Annotated in this window: 12 protein-coding genes and 1 pseudogene; 6 read left to right on the top strand and 7 right to left on the bottom strand. The window is 63.6% G+C overall.

Annotated elements, in window-relative coordinates; genetic code table 11:
- Positions 1-16: 16 nt before the first annotated feature.
- The 4 genes from NO876_RS05205 to NO876_RS05190 all read right to left on the bottom strand — a co-directional run bounded on the left by NO876_RS05205 (position 17) and on the right by NO876_RS05190 (position 3255).
- On the bottom strand, positions 17-745 hold the full coding sequence (locus NO876_RS05205) for an SDR family NAD(P)-dependent oxidoreductase (RefSeq protein WP_256420624.1): 729 nt from the start codon (positions 743-745) through the stop codon (positions 17-19).
- Between the two features lie 123 nt (positions 746-868).
- On the bottom strand, positions 869-1393 hold the full coding sequence (locus NO876_RS05200) for a universal stress protein (protein WP_256420623.1): 525 nt from the start codon (positions 1391-1393) through the stop codon (positions 869-871).
- Positions 1394-1480: 87 nt separating this feature from the next.
- Entirely contained in the window at positions 1481-2290 is an 810-nt protein-coding gene (locus NO876_RS05195; RefSeq protein ID WP_256420622.1) for an ABC transporter permease, read from the bottom strand.
- A 167-nt stretch (positions 2291-2457) separates the two neighbouring features.
- Positions 2458-3255, bottom strand: a complete 798-nt coding sequence (locus NO876_RS05190) for an ABC transporter ATP-binding protein (RefSeq protein WP_256420621.1) — start codon at positions 3253-3255, stop codon at positions 2458-2460.
- Positions 3256-3586: 331 nt separating this feature from the next.
- Between NO876_RS05190 and NO876_RS05185 the strand changes: the two genes are divergently transcribed.
- From NO876_RS05185 to NO876_RS05175, 3 genes are all read left to right on the top strand, one after another.
- Positions 3587-4831: a twin-arginine translocation signal domain-containing protein gene (locus tag NO876_RS05185; protein WP_256420620.1), complete on the top strand. Its 1245-nt coding sequence runs from the start codon at positions 3587-3589 to the stop codon at positions 4829-4831.
- A 6-nt stretch (positions 4832-4837) separates the two neighbouring features.
- On the top strand, positions 4838-5659 hold the full coding sequence (locus tag NO876_RS05180; protein ID WP_256420619.1) for an ABC transporter permease: 822 nt from the start codon (positions 4838-4840) through the stop codon (positions 5657-5659).
- A gap of 171 nt (positions 5660-5830) precedes the next feature.
- Positions 5831-7549 carry a thiamine pyrophosphate-requiring protein gene (locus tag NO876_RS05175; RefSeq protein ID WP_256420618.1) on the top strand — a complete coding sequence of 573 codons (1719 nt, stop codon included), beginning with the start codon at positions 5831-5833 and terminating at the stop codon, positions 7547-7549.
- 29 nt (positions 7550-7578) lie between these two features.
- Here NO876_RS05175 and NO876_RS05170 read toward each other — a convergent pair whose 3' ends face one another.
- A complete protein-coding gene (locus NO876_RS05170; protein WP_256420617.1) occupies positions 7579-9024 on the bottom strand; it encodes an aldehyde dehydrogenase family protein in 1446 nt (481 codons plus the stop codon).
- A gap of 157 nt (positions 9025-9181) precedes the next feature.
- Here NO876_RS05170 and NO876_RS05165 point away from each other — a divergent pair, with 157 nt between their 5' ends.
- From NO876_RS05165 to NO876_RS05155, 3 genes are all read left to right on the top strand, one after another.
- Entirely contained in the window at positions 9182-10171 is a 990-nt protein-coding gene (locus NO876_RS05165; protein ID WP_256420616.1) for an amidohydrolase family protein, read from the top strand.
- A gap of 122 nt (positions 10172-10293) precedes the next feature.
- Complete coding sequence (locus tag NO876_RS05160; RefSeq protein ID WP_256420615.1) at positions 10294-11637, top strand: hypothetical protein; 1344 nt, start codon at positions 10294-10296, stop codon at positions 11635-11637.
- Between the two features lie 627 nt (positions 11638-12264).
- The gene (locus NO876_RS05155; protein ID WP_256420614.1) at positions 12265-13023 is read left to right on the top strand and encodes an IclR family transcriptional regulator; all 759 of its coding nucleotides are present in this window, start codon (positions 12265-12267) and stop codon (positions 13021-13023) included.
- 106 nt (positions 13024-13129) lie between these two features.
- Here the strand turns inward: NO876_RS05155 and rdfA are convergent, their stop codons facing one another.
- Both rdfA and NO876_RS05145 read right to left on the bottom strand, forming a co-directional pair.
- Entirely contained in the window at positions 13130-13756 is a 627-nt protein-coding gene (rdfA, locus tag NO876_RS05150; protein ID WP_256420613.1) for a rod-determining factor RdfA, read from the bottom strand.
- A 64-nt stretch (positions 13757-13820) separates the two neighbouring features.
- A pseudogene (locus NO876_RS05145) lies at positions 13821-14327 on the bottom strand (archaea-specific SMC-related protein); the annotation flags it as partial.

The following is a 14327-nucleotide window of genomic DNA, read 5'->3' as shown; positions in this document are numbered from 1 at the left end:
GAGGTTCTCCGCGACGTCAGTAGTACGAGAGCCCGGGGTCGGCGTTGATCGCCTGCCCGGTCATTATGCCGCTGTCGGGGCCGGCGAGGAAGGCGACGACGCCCGCGATGTCTTCGGGTTCGACGACTCGGTCGAGGTCCTGTTTGTCGACGTAGTCGTCCAGGTACTCGTCACCCGCCTGCTGAGACGCCTCCGACCAGGTGAACCCCGGCATTACGGCGTTGACGCGGACGCCGATGTCGCCGACCTCGGCCGCCATCGCCCGCGTCATCGCGAGCACCGCGCCCTTGGATGCGACGTAGTGGAGAAATCCTGGTACGCCCATCGTCACGACTGACGACGAGATGTTCACGATGCTCCCGCGACCGTCGAACGCGTCGAGCGCGTGTTTCGAGGCGAGGAACGTTCCCTTCGCGTTCACCGCGAGCACCGTGTCCCACTCCTCAGCAGGGATCTCGTCGAACCGCTTCTTGTCCGTGACGAGCGGCGCGTAGTACGCCGCGTTGTTGACGAGGATATCCAGGTCCAGACCCTCGAACAGCGATCGCATCTCGCCCTCGTCGGTGACGTCGGCCTCGCGGAACTCGGCGCTGCCGCCGGCCGCTTCGATGCGAGCGACCGTCTCGCTCCCGTCGGCGATGTCCGAGACGACGACGTGGGCACCGTCGGCCGCGAGCCGTTCTGCGATCGCCGCTCCGATCCCGGTCGCCGCACCCGTCACGACGGCTGTGTTCTCAGGGTTCATTTGACACGCGCCGTTTTCTCGCCGGAGGACATAATCGTTCTGTCACCGATCTTGTGATCGCCGGTGATCGCTCACTCACGAGCGTGACCTCGTGTCGGTTCCGACACCGGTCCCCAGTCCAGGTCACTTCTCGCTCATCACCGTCACCACCGGCCGGTCGGCTTCGAGCAGTAGCGACTGCGTGACGCTTCCGAAGATGGCCTTGCCGACCGGCGTCCGCTTCCGCCCGCCGACGACGAGGTACCGCGGGTCCTCCTCGCTCGCCACGTGCAGGATCTCCTCGGTGACGTCGCCCACGCGTCCCCGGTACGAGGCTTCGATGTCGTCGATATCGTCGACCGTTCGCTCCGTTACGTCCTCCGCGACGCCCGCCGCGTCGTGCTGGGCCTGCTCGAGCGAGTACCGGGAGTCGCTGCCCCCCGGTGTCCCCGTCTGGTCACCGAGTTCGCGGTAGGTGATCTCCGGAGCGAAGGTGAGCGCGAGGTCCGAGGTGCTCTCGACCGACGACTTCCGCTGCTCCTCGAAGACGTCCTCGGGGATCACGTGCAGGACCAGAAGCTCTTCTCCGTACTGCGATGCGAGGTCGGCCGCCACCTCGACGGCGCGGTCGGGAACGCTCGTACCGTCGGTAGCTGCGAGAACGGACATACGCTCAGGGTTCGCCGCCCACGTATATAATACTCCCTCCGATCTGAGCAGGCGGTCAGCGCGGAGACCGCGCGGGCGCTGTTCGGCTCAGAGTACGCCGAAGTCCGCCTCCTTGCGGTAGGCGAACACCTTCCGTTCGAGGGGGCGGAGCACCGCCATCTCGAGGAGGAAGACGATGACGACGAACACGGCGGCCCACGCCATCGCGGTGTCGTACTGGTAGCGCGAGAACGCCTCTATCGCTCGGTAGCCGACGCCGGAGTTCGAGGCGAAGATCTCCGCCTGCGTCTCGATCTTCCAGGAGATCGCGAGGCCGAACCGGACGGCGGTGAAGAGCGCCGGCGCGATGCTGGGGAGGATCATCCGCCGGAGCAGGCGGGTCTTCGAGATGCCGAAGGAGCGGCTCATCCGGATGAGGGTCGGATCGATGTCCTCGACACCCTTCCAGATCCGGAGCGAAATGTACGGGAACACGGTGACGGCGGTCGCGACGACGGGAGCGACCACGCCGAACCCGAAGATAATCGTCGTGATCGCCGCCCACGCGATCCCGGGGACCGACAGCGCGATGATGATGATCGGCGTCGAGAAGTGCTCGCCGAAGTTGTTGATCCCCATCGCGACGCCGAGCGCCCCGCCCACGAAGAAGGCGCCGATGAAGCCGAGGAACGTCCGGAAGAACGTCGCCTCCATATGTGTCCAGACGATGCCGGAAGCGAGCAGTTCCACCGAGGCGTTCACCGTCTCTATCGGCCCGGGGAAGAGCCCGCGGGGGAAGATCACCGTGACGAGCCACCAGGCGGCGAGTCCGAGCACGACGCTGATGAGCGCGGCTGCCCACTTGTCACCGAGCGTCGAGCGGAGCGGCGTCGGAAGCGACCGCGTGCGTGTCGACATCGACGCTCACTCCACCGACCCGGCCGTCGGCGATCCGCGGCCGCCGGTAATGAGTACTCGGTCCCGAGACTCTCGTGGGTCACTGACTCGCATACCCTCCCGGATTACGCTTATAGACTTAATTCTTTGCGTAGGAGAGTGTGGATTGCTTCTTCCCATCGGGACACTCACTTGATGGCGTGGAACCGGTTGATCGCGTCTTGTCTCACCTTCAGGAACTCCTCGGAGTCGACGTCGCGAGGTCGATCGAGATCGATCGACATATCGTCGAAGATCTCCCCGTTGCCGAGCATCAGGATCCGATCGGAGAGTTCGATGGCCTCGGTGATGTCGTGCGTGACGAAGAACACCGTCTTCCCGAGTTTCTGCCAGATCTCGATGAGCTCCTCGCGGAGCGATTCGGCGGTGATCTCGTCGAGGTTGCTGAACGGTTCGTCCATCACGAGGATCTCGGGGTCGATGCTCAACGCCCGCGTGATGCCCACGCGCTGGCGCTGCCCACCGGAGAGCTGCGAGGGGTACTTGTCGTAGTGATTCGAGAGGCCGACGAGGTCGAGGTACTCCTCGGCCAGTTCCCTGGTGTAGTCGGGGTTCGCTTCGTGAACGTACTCGATGTTCTCGACGCACGTGTTCCAGGGTAGCAACCGAGGAGACTGGAACACGTGCCCGAGCGTGACGTCGCCGTCCTGCGTCGCCTCGAACTCGACGCGTCCCTCCGTCGGTTCGAGGACGCCGCTGATGATGTTCAGCATCGTCGATTTTCCGCTCCCGGAACGACCGATGAGTGTCACGAACGAACCCGGTTCGATGTCGAAGCTCACGTCCTCGAAGACCGTCTCCGTCCCCTCGTCGGTGTCGAACACCTTCGTGAGGTTCCTGACGTGGATCGCGCCGGCCGCTGACGTCCCGTGTGTGACCCCCGCCGTGTCGTCTGTCTGCTCCGACTGTCGCACCTCAGATGCCATTCGGGCCACCTCCGTCGGTCGCGACCGCCGAATACGATCGGGTACGGACTGTGAGAGACTCGTTTCGGTTCATAGCTGTGATCCTGTATAGATATTCGGTGTACTTTAGGTTTGCTACGGGAAATCAACCCACGATGGTTCCGAGTCGTCTCACCGCGCGCTAGTGTTCGTCGGGACGTGGCTCTTCTCCCCGTTTCGTGTGTCGTTTCTTCTCCCCGTTTCGTGTGTCGTTACGTCTCCGTGCGCGTCGCGGTTCGGAATCCTGCGTGGTCCCGCCGTCCGGGGAGTGTGACCGATGGGTTTTTAATGATCGATGCTGATTTGATACCGTATGCCACGGGAAGAGCGGCCAATTCGGTCAGTCAGTCGTATAAACAGACGGAAGTTCATCAAGGCGACCGGTGCAAGTGCGGTCGCAGCAACTCTCGCCGGCTGTACGAGCGGGGGAGACGGCGGTGGGGATAGTGGCGGGGACAGCGACGGGGGTGGCGACTCCAGCGGGGACAGCGGCGGCGATTCCGACGGAGACAGCGGTGGCGATTCCGGCGGCAGCGATGACCTGACGACGGTGTCGTTCGCGACGCCGCCGGTCGGGATGCCGGTGAACATCGTGATGGAGTACTACCTCGCCGAGAACGACCTCATCCAGCCGCGCTTCGAGGAAGACGGATACCAGCTCGACTACGAGCTCACGTTCGAGGACGCGACGCTCTTCGCCTCGGGGCAGATCGATATGGGGACCGTGAGTTGGGTGGAGGACGCGCGTCTCGGCGTCGAACAGGACCAGCAGTTGGTCACCTTCGGCAACATCGAGGGGGTCGTCTCGACTCCGTGGGTCGAGGTCGGCGGCCCGTACGACCCCGACGAGACCGGCAGCGTCCAGGCGTCGCTCGACAAGATCGTCGACGAGGGCGCGCGATTCGGGATTCCCGGCTGGGCCGCCGGCGCGGTGCCGCACCTCCAGAACATCATCCAGGAGAAGTACGGCTACAACCTGGCGCAGGACGGCGGCGACTTCAACGTCCAGACGACCGACCGCGGAACGATGCCGCAACTCACGCTCCGCGGCGACCTCGCCACGGCCGTTCACTCGGCCTCCTCGGCGGGGCTCACGGAGATCGTCAACGGGGAGCTCAAACCCCTACTGTGGATCTGGAACGACTACCTCGAAGAAGGGTGGGGCCGACCGCCCCTCGTCAGCCTCTCGACGCGACTCGACTTCGCCGAGGAGAATCCGGAGGTGCTCCTGAATATGATCAATATGTGGAGCGAGGGCCTCAACTACGTCCAGGACAACATTCCGGAGATCGCCGAAGACCCGGCGGGACAGGAGACGCTGGAAGCCGAGAGTCAGGAAGAAGCGCGGTTCCTGATGGATCTGTTCTCCGGCAACGAGGTCGAGCAGATCCAGAGCCTCTCGCGCTCGGCGCTGTACTCCGAAGTCGGTCTCGACGAACAGTCCGTCGAGGACGCCCGGAGCGTCATGAACGTGATGGAGGACCTCGGACAGGTCCCCTCGGGGTGGCAAGACCACCTCACGTTTATGACGGTTTCCGACCTCGAAGAGATGGTCTGAGGTCAAATGAGTACCTCACAGCTTCGCGGGACGATCGAACGCGCTCTCGTCGGCAACCGCAGAGTCGTCTTCGTCGAATCGGTCCTCCTGCTCGTCCTCGTCTGGGAGGTGAGCGCCCGCGTCTTCGGCATCACCGACCTCATCGCCTCCCCGCTTCTGGTGGGCGCGGCGATGTACGAGATGCTCCAGACCGGCGAGTGGGTGATGCACTTCGTCGCGTCGATGAAACGGATCGTCTACGGGTTCGTCGCCGCCCTCGTCGTCGGCGTCATCGGCGGCATCGTCCTCGGCGTGAGCAGTTTCTGGGGACGGGTGCTCCGCTACTACGTCCTGGTCGGGATGGCAGTCCCGGGGTTGTTCGTCGTCATCTTCACCGCGATGGCGTTCGGGATCAGCGACACGACGCCGATGCTCGCGACGGCGGTCATCACGGCCCCGTTCGTCGTGGACATGATTCAGAGCGGCGTCGAGAACGTCGACTCGGACCTGCTCAATATGTCGAGCGCGTTCGGCGTGTCGCGAACTCGGGTGTACAGGCGAGTCCTGTTCTCGTCGATCCTCCCCGAGGTGTTCTCGAGCATCCGGTTCACCTTCTCGGTCGCCTGGAAGGTGACCATCCTCGCGGAGGTCGTCATCTCGAACATCGGGATCGGCTTCCTCATCCGCGACAACATGAGCCGGTTCTCGATGGTCGGCGTGCTCCAGTACGTCGTCCTGTTCGTGATCGTGATGATGATCATCGAATACGGCGTCTTCAGCAAGGCCGAATCGTACCTCTTCTCCTGGCGCGAGGACATCAAGTCCTCGATGGGCACCGGGCCCCGCTGAGACGGTCTGTCACGGCACCCCTCTCTTCCGGGCTTCTCGACGGCGCTTTCGATCCTCTGTCTCCAGACGGTTCCGCCGGCTACCGAGGGCGCTCCCGACACTCGCGAGCACCCGTCGGCATAGTTATATCCGGATCGACAGTGAGTATCTCACGTAGGAGAGACCACTCCCGTGTCACCATCCGAACCGGACCCCACGAACGTCGACCGTACCGCCGCAGAGAGATTCCTCCGTTCGTTCCACCGCCACGGTGTGACGCACGTCTTCGCGAACCTCGGAACCGACCACACGCCGCTCCTGGAGGCCGCCGCCGCGATCAGACGCGATGGAGACGGAGACGAGATCCCCCAGATCGTCTCCTGTCCCCACGAGTTCGCGGCGATGAGCGCCGCGCACGGCTACGCCGCCGTGACGGGAGAGCCACAGGTCGTCTTGGTCCACGTCGACGTCGGCACCCAGAACCTCGGCGCGGCGATGCACAACGCTCACCGCGCCGGTGCGCCGGTGTACGTCCTCGCCGGACTCGCCCCCGTGACCGACGCGGGCCACTCCGGATCGCGCGATCACCCCGTTCACTACTTCCAGGACGTCTTCGACCAACCGGGAATCGTCCGAGAGTACTGTCGGTGGGTCGATCAGTACCGACCGCCCGCCGATCCCGCCGAGACGGTTCGGCGCGGGCTCGAACGCGCGGCGTCGGAGCCGGCGGGCCCCGTCTACGTCACGGCGACGCGCGAGGCGCTCAGCGAGACCGTCGATCCGACGCCGACGACCGCCACCCGCCGTCAGGTCGGACCCGGCGGTGCCGACGGCGACGAAGTTCAACGGCTCCTCGACCTCGTCCGGGACGCGGAGCGGCCGGCCGTGATCACGAGCGACGTCGGCCGAGTGCCGGCCCAAGAGCGCGTCGAGGCGCTCGTGAGATTCGCCGAAACGAGCGGTGCCGGCGTCGTCGAACAGACGCCGACGACGCTCTGTTTCCCGCGGGATCACGAACAGCACGTCGGCTACGACCCCACGGTGGCCCTCGAACAGGCCGATCTGGTGGTCCTGGCCGATACCGACGTCCCCTGGATCCCCGACGGGGACGCGGTCGCGACCGACGCCACGGTCGTCCAGGTCGATCCCGATCCGACCAAGCCCGCGTTCCCGCGGTGGCCCTTCGCGATCGACGAGTCGATCCAGGCCGACGCCGCGGCGACGCTTTCAGCCGTCGCCGACCGACTCGATTCGACGGGCGACGCGGGGCGGTCCTTCTGGCGTGACGTCGCCGCCGAACGTCGGGCGGACACCGAAGACCGACTTTCGGCGGATGTCGAGGCGGGTCGCCTCACGCCGACGGTGCTCTCGGACGCGGTCGATTCAGTCGTCGACGAGGAGACGATCGTCGTCGAGGACGCGGTCACGAGCCGTCCCGCGATTATGTCGCAGATCCAACTCGCGGAGCCGGGGAGTTACTTCTGGAAGGGCGGGGCCGGCCTCGGGTGGGCGGGCGGAGCGGGCGTCGGCGCGAAACTCGCCAGTCCCGACAGTCGCGTGATCTCGCTGGTCGGCGACGGTTCCTACCTGTTCGCCAACCCCTCGGCGTGCGCGTTACTCGCCGCCGAGTACGACGCGCCGACGCTCACCGTGGTGTACGACAACCAGGGGTGGAACGCCGTCGAGGGCGCGACGACGGCGCAGTACCCCGACGGGGCGGCCGCCGCAGACGCCGTTCCGGAGAGCCGTATCGAGACGACGATGGACCTCTCGGCTCCGGCGACACTGGTCGACGCCCACACGCGCGTCGTCGAGGACCCCGACGAACTGCCGCGGGCGCTGGAGGACGCCGTCGAGGCCGTCGACAGCGGGACGCCCGCGGTGCTCGACGCCAAGGTCGAGCGGCCGTAAAAACCAGAATCGCACCGACGACGGCTCCCTCACTCGTCGGCGACGGAGCCGATGTCGACGTTGACCGTCTTCAACTGCGTGTAGTGATCGACGGCCTGCATCCCCTTTTCGCGGCCGAGACCGCTCTTCTTGTAGCCGCCGAACGGCGTCTGCGGCCGTGAGCCGGCGTATTGGTTGACCATCACGCTGCCCGCCTCGATCCCGTTAGCCACGCGGTGGGCGCGGTCCAACGTGTTCGTCCAGACGGTCGCGTAGAGGCCGTACTCGGTGTCGTTCGCCCGACGGATCGCCTCTTCCTCGTCGGAGAACGAGTAGAGGTTGATGACCGGTCCGAACACTTCCTCACAGGAGATCGCGGCGTCGTCGTCGGCTCCCTCGATGACCGTCGGTTCGTAGAAGTGACCGTCTCGGTCTGCCGGCTGGCCGCCCGTGAGAACGGTCGCTCCGTCGTCGACAGCGCTCTGAACGTAGCTATCGATTTCCTCGACGGCGTCGGCGGAGATCACCGGGCCCAGGTCGGGGTTCTCCGAGCCGGGGCCGAGAGTGATCGACTCGACGGCGTCGACGTACCGCTCCTTGAACTCGTCGTAGACGTCCTCGTGGACGAAGATCCGGGTCGTCGCGAAGCACACCTGGCCGTTGACGAGCGTGATCGCCTTCATCGCCCCGTCGAGCGCGTCGTCGAGGTCGGCGTCGTCGAAGACGACGGCCGGGCTCTTCCCGCCCAGTTCCAGCACGGTCGGAACGACCTGATCGATCGCCGTCTTGCCGACGATCTGCCCGGTCGACACCGACCCGGTGAAGGTGATCTGCCCGACGCGGGGATCCGTTGTCAGCGATTTGCTGGTCTCGACCAGTCCGGGTACCACGTTGAACAGACCGTCCGGGAGGCCCGCCTCGCTCGCGATCTCGGCGAGCTTCAGGATGACGCCGGGCGCGAAGGGAGACGGCTTGACGACGACCGCGTTGCCGGCGGCGAGCGCGGGCGCGACGCCGCGGAAACACAGCAGTACCGGCGCGTTCCACGGGACGATCTGCGCGCTGATCCCGATCGGCTCTTTCCGGCTGAACGCCTGGTTGGACTGTTTCAACGGGAAGGTCTGACCCTCGATTTTGTCGGTCATCCCCGCGTAGTAATCGACGTAGTCGACCGCGTTGGCCACCAGTCCTCTCGACTGGCCGATCGGACGCCCGATCTCCTGCGTCGAGACGTCGGCCAGTTCCTCGACGTGATCTTCCAGCGCGCGGGCGACGTCGCGCAGCACGCGACCGCGCTCGACGGGGTCCATCGACGCCCACTCGGCCTGTGCGCGCTCGGCGGAGTCGAGTGCGGCGTCCACGCCGGACTCGCCGGCGTCGGTCACCGACGCGATCTGTTCCCCGGTCGAAGGGTCCTCGACCGAGAACGTATTATCTGAATTTTGATACTTCCCGCTGACGAACATTCCACGGTGCTCGACGCGCTCCTGAGACATACGCAGTCCTACCCGGGTAACGGTATTAGGCTTTGCGACCAGATCGGTTCGAAACGGCTGATCGACTCGATTCACAACCGCCTCTGTTGCGACGCGCGTGCGGTCACTCACCCGAGGCACACAATGATTTAAGTAATTTCACACCAACCACTCCACGATGCCCGAGATCATAGACGCCACTTCGCACATTATGTCGAGCGAGGCGCTCGACGAACTGGAGAAGGTCCACCCCTCCTCCGAACTGGACAGCCTCCGCAACGCGCCGCGGATGTTCGACGTCGAGGGACGGATCGAGTATCTCGACAAGAACGGGATCGACAGGCAGGTGATCAACCTCGCCGCGCCGATGCTCTGGCAGGGCATCGACCCGGACGACGCCCTGGAGGCGACCCGAATCGCGAACAACGAGATCCGACAGATCGCCGACGAACACCCCGATCGATTCATCCCGTCGGCGACGGTGCCGTTCCTCACCGACGAGTACGTCGACGAGGTTCGCCGGTGCATCGACGACCTCGGGATGCACGGTGTCCAGATCTTCTCGAACATCGACGGTCGGATGCTCGACGACGAGGACTTCGAGGAGTTCTACGCGACCGTCGACGACCTCGACACGCCCATCTGGATCCACCCGCAACTCGCCGACTGGCACGATTACGACCAGTCTCACACGTGGATCTACAAGATGCTGGCGTGGCCGTTCGACACGAACATCGCCCTGGCCCGACTCATCTTCTCGGGCGTGCTCGACCGCCACGAGAACCTGAAGATCATCTCTCATCACCTCGGGGGGTCGTTCCCGTATCAGATCGGTCGGATCCGCTCGTGGTATCAGACTCGGACCGAAGAGCCCGAACTGTACCAGAATCCCGCGATCGCCGACCTCTCTGAACCGCTCGACGCCTACTTCGACCGGATCTACGGCGACACCGCCGTCAGCAGCCAGGGCGAATCGTACCCGCTTGAGTGTGGGTTGGAGTTCTTCGGCGCGGACAACGTCGTCTACAGCGCCGACTACCCGTTCGGTCCCGACAAGGGACAGTACTGGGCCACCGAGATCATCCCGCTCATCGAGAATCTCGACATTCCGCAGGCGGACAGAGAGAAGATTTTCTCCGGCAACATCAAGCGACTGCTCGACCTGTAGAGAGGTCGGCGGGCTCCGGAGCCAGGGATTCGTCTCTTATATTATTTCCCGATAATCTCTTCGGGTTTTTCAGAGGTTCCGAGTAGGATATATTTAAGTGTGTGGGGGAATCCCCTCAAGGTATGGACCCCGAAGAGATTCAGGCGTCTGGTAACCCCGTCGAAGTACTGCGACGGAAGGGCGGCAACTACACGGACAACTTTCCGGTCGTCCCGAACGAGCAGACGAACTGGCTCGACGAGCAGCGCGCCGTCACGGAATCCGTATCGCTCGCCGACCTCTCGCATCATATGACGTCGCTTCGCGTCACTGGCCCCGACGCGCGTGATCTGCTGCGCGATCTCAGCGTCAACAGCTTCGAGAACTTCGACGTCGGGCGGGCGAAACAGCTCGTGATGTGTAACCCAAACGGCCACATCATCGGTGACGGACCGATGCTCCGACTGGGCGAAGACGAGTACTACAGCGCCGGTATGCTGTCGGCGAACTGGGTTCGCTTCAACCTGGAGACCGGCGACTACGACGCGACCGTCGAAACCGAGCCCAGGACCTCCGCACACGAGGGCGATCCCGAGAACTTCGTCTTCCAGGTACAGGGCCCCAACGCGCGTGAGGTGCTCGAACAAGTCACCGATGCGGACCTGGATTCGATCCCGTTCTACCACTTCGAGGAGATCGACCTCGCCGGCGTCGACACGCTGGCGGTCGGTCACGGGATGTCGACGGAGTTCGGCTTCGAGTTCATCGGTCCCTTCGAGCACGCCGACCAGGTGAAAGAAGCGATCGTCGAGGCGGGCGATGAGTACGGGCTCGAACAGCTCGGATCGAAGGCGTACCACACGCTTTCGGTGAAGCTCGGGTGGGTGCCGCCGGGCGTGCCGCCGATCTACAACGTCGAGGAGATGAGCGACTATCGCGAGTGGCTCGACGCCGACAGCCGGGAGGCGACGTACTCCATCGACGGGAGTTTCGTCTCCGACGATATCTCCGAGTACTACATGGATCCGATCGAACTCGGGTACGAGAAGCTCATCAGCTTCGATCACGACTACGTCGGCCGCGAGGCGCTCGAAGCGAAGGTCGAGAATCCGGATCGGACCCTCGTCTCGCTGGCGTGGGACGCGGAGGACGTCATCGACGTCTACGCGTCGCTGTTCCGCGAGGGCGCGACGAACAAGTTCATGGACCTGCCGCGGATCGCCTGGGGTCGGGCGAACTACGACGAGGTGCTGAAAAGCGACGAACTGGTGGGACTCTCGCACTCGCGCTCCTACGAGTACGACGCGGGAACGATCATCTCTCTGTGCAGTATCGACGTCGAACACAGCGACCCCGGGACCGAAGTGACGCTGATATGGGGCGAGGAAGACTCACCGAATCCGAAGGTCGAAGACCACGCCCAGTGTGAGATCACTGCCACGGTCGGCGAAGTGCCGTATTCGGCGGATCAGCGGAAAAGCGAGTAGCTTCGAGCCCGAACGTAGGAGACTCCGTTCTTCCAGTATCGCTTCCCGTAATCGACGGTATGACGACCGCTGTTTCGCCTCCGGATCAGTGTTCTAACCGGTCGCCCGGCGTGTTCTGTGAGCACGAAGCGGTCACGTCTCGACTCCAGAGTCTCGGATCTCCGTCTCCCGATCGATCGGCCCTGGCCGATCGGACTCGTTTCGAGGGATGAATCGCACGTCTGCGCCGGTCTCGATGAACTAGTACTAACCAGAGATCCGATACTGTCGGATGATATAAAATTAATTATTATGAAGATTGTGCGGGTCTCCACCGAGAATAACAGAAGTACGACTGTTATAAATAGAAATATCCGCTCGGAGTGCGGCGTCGAGCCATTCGAGATGACCGGATAGGCGGATTCACTATCCACTCCCCGAACTCGCCACCGAACCCCGTCGCTCTGTCGACTACCCTGACCGCGGGCGTAGTTCGAATTCGTCTGATACGCTCCGACGGTACCGAAAACGGACACGCCGGGGAAAGTAATCGGTCTCTCCACACGAATCCGATAGTATCGGTCGACGTGTGACGGACGAGAGACCACAAAGATAAATTTATGTGCTCTCTTGAAGCACTGTATGACAATGACAGACGACGCCGTTAAACTACAATCGATCCAGCGTGTATCCGAGATTATCGAATTACTTCAGGACGAGGGTCCGCTCGGTGCGACCGAGATCACAGAGACGCTCGACGTGCCGACGAGTACTGCTCACGACTACCTGTCTTCGCTATACGACCTCGAATACTTGGTGAAGACGGAGGGAAAGTACGATCTAGGACTCCGGCTCCTTGATCACGGCATCGCGGCCCGAGACCGCCACGCCATCGCCGAGATCGGCAAGCAGACGATCTCCCAACTGGCGAACGAGACCGGCGAGGCCACGTGGCTCGTCACCGAGGAGCACGGCCGCGCGGTGTACCTCGACTACGCGCTCGGAGAGCACGCGGTCCAGACGCACGCCCGAATCGGAACTCGCTCGTACCTCCACCAGTTGGCGTCGGGAAAGAGTATCCTGGCGTATCTCTCCGAAGAGCGCGTCGAAGAGATCATCGAGAGGCACGGTCTCGAGCAGCGGACGCCCCACACCATCGACTCCCGTGAGGCGCTCTTCGCCGAACTGGAAGCCACGCGGGAGCGCGGGTACGCGGTCAACGATCAAGAAGCCGTCGAAGGGGCACGCGCGATCGGAAAAGCAATCATCGTCGGCGGCGATGTCGTCGGGGCGATAAGCATCGTGGGCCCGGCGAACCGAATGACCGATCAGCAGCTCGCCGACGGTATCGTCGATCAGATCCGCGGTGCTGCCAACGAACTGGAGCTGAAACTCGGTCAGGCGTGACTATCGCAGCGTTTCGAGTTCTACCCACCCTCACGCGAGCGTGCCATCGCTTCGATCCTCACTCGCGACTCGCGGGAACGCTACGACAGCACGAGCGTCGCATCGGTCACTGTTCTGAGTCCTTCTGACAGGCGCAACCGCGGTTCTCGAGGAATTCCGAGACGGAGTACTGTTCCCCACACTCCTGGCAGAGCACCTGCACGTCCAGCAGCACCTCGAACGCGTCGACGTCGATGCGTTCGGTCTCGCGCAGCTTCTCGATCCGTTCTTCCGTCACCGAAAGCGTCCGCGTCATCAACCGCTGAATGCTCTGGAGGTCCTTCTCGACTTTCTCCTCGTCGGAGAGCCGTCGATACTCGGCATCGCGATACTCGGTGAGATACGAGCGGATCGCCTGATAACTGACGAAGTCCGACTCGAGCGCGTCGACGTCTATTTGATTCTGTTCCAGACGGCTGCGCGTGTCGGTTCGCACACCGGTGCTCACCTCGTCGTCAGTCAGGTTCTGATACATCGTCGAGACGTCGCTCTCCAGCGCGTTCATACCGGCGTCGATGAGCGTCTGTTCCAGAAGCCGCTCGTTGAAGTAGTCCGCGAGATCACGGAGGCTCGTCCGCTCGACGCCGTCTCCAGTCCAGCGGGCCTCCAGTTCGTCGCCCAGCCCGTCGAGGTCGTACTCGGCGATCAGCCGCGCCACCTTGCTCGACGGCCGGTTATCGGTCGTGTCTGGCATTGGCGTCCCTTCGCCGAAGAGCCTCAAAAGTGTACTGGGCTCTCTCCGGCGAACCGGGTAGTCCCTAGATGGAGGTGACGCGGGTGAACTCGTCGTCGAGCGCTTGGGCGTCCTCGGGCAGCAGCGCCACCACTAGGAAGTCCGCGTAGTCCGCGAAGTACTCCACCAAGTCGGCGATCCGGTCCGAATCGATCGCTTCCAAAGAGTCCAACAGCATGAACGGCACCGTCTCGTGGAGGTCGTGGACCAGATACCCCGCCAGCGCGAAGATCAGTCCCGTCACCTCCCGTTCGCTCTCCGAGAGGTGGTCGATCGTGTCCTCGTAGGCCGCCCCGTTTTCGGTCGTCCGCACGATGTGCAACTCGAAGCGCGTCTGCCCCTCGCTCGTTCCAGCCCCCTCGATCCGCTCGATCCAGATCCGCTCGATGTTCTCGTAGCCCAGCAGTTCCAGGATCGACTCCATGTGCTCGTTGAACGAGTCGACGGCCTCCGCTTCGATCTGGTCGATCTTCGTCCGCTGGTCGGTGAGTTCCTCGACCAACTCCGAGCGCTCCTCGCGGAGCTCGTCCGC

Source organism: Halobellus rarus, from assembly GCF_024494595.1.
Classification (GTDB): Archaea; Halobacteriota; Halobacteria; order Halobacteriales; family Haloferacaceae; genus Haloquadratum; species Haloquadratum rarum.
Note: the sequence above shows the minus strand (reverse complement) of the source record. Positions and strands in the feature narration are given on the sequence as shown.

What these genes read in the sequence shown, in the direction of transcription:
- NO876_RS05205 (WP_256420624.1), bottom strand. Translation starts at nt 745, where the DNA reads ATGAACCCTGAGAACACAGCCGTCGTGACGGGTGCGGCGACCGGGATC.
- NO876_RS05200 (WP_256420623.1), bottom strand. Translation starts at nt 1,393, where the DNA reads ATGTCCGTTCTCGCAGCTACCGACGGTACGAGCGTTCCCGACCGCGCC.
- NO876_RS05195 (WP_256420622.1), bottom strand. Translation starts at nt 2,290, where the DNA reads ATGTCGACACGCACGCGGTCGCTTCCGACGCCGCTCCGCTCGACGCTC.
- NO876_RS05190 (WP_256420621.1), bottom strand. Translation starts at nt 3,255, where the DNA reads ATGGCATCTGAGGTGCGACAGTCGGAGCAGACAGACGACACGGCGGGG.
- NO876_RS05185 (WP_256420620.1), top strand. Translation starts at nt 3,587, where the DNA reads ATGCCACGGGAAGAGCGGCCAATTCGGTCAGTCAGTCGTATAAACAGA.
- NO876_RS05180 (WP_256420619.1), top strand. Translation starts at nt 4,838, where the DNA reads ATGAGTACCTCACAGCTTCGCGGGACGATCGAACGCGCTCTCGTCGGC.
- NO876_RS05170 (WP_256420617.1), bottom strand. Translation starts at nt 9,024, where the DNA reads ATGTCTCAGGAGCGCGTCGAGCACCGTGGAATGTTCGTCAGCGGGAAG.
- NO876_RS05165 (WP_256420616.1), top strand. Translation starts at nt 9,182, where the DNA reads ATGCCCGAGATCATAGACGCCACTTCGCACATTATGTCGAGCGAGGCG.
- NO876_RS05160 (WP_256420615.1), top strand. Translation starts at nt 10,294, where the DNA reads ATGGACCCCGAAGAGATTCAGGCGTCTGGTAACCCCGTCGAAGTACTG.
- NO876_RS05155 (WP_256420614.1), top strand. Translation starts at nt 12,265, where the DNA reads ATGACAGACGACGCCGTTAAACTACAATCGATCCAGCGTGTATCCGAG.
- rdfA (WP_256420613.1), bottom strand. Translation starts at nt 13,756, where the DNA reads ATGCCAGACACGACCGATAACCGGCCGTCGAGCAAGGTGGCGCGGCTG.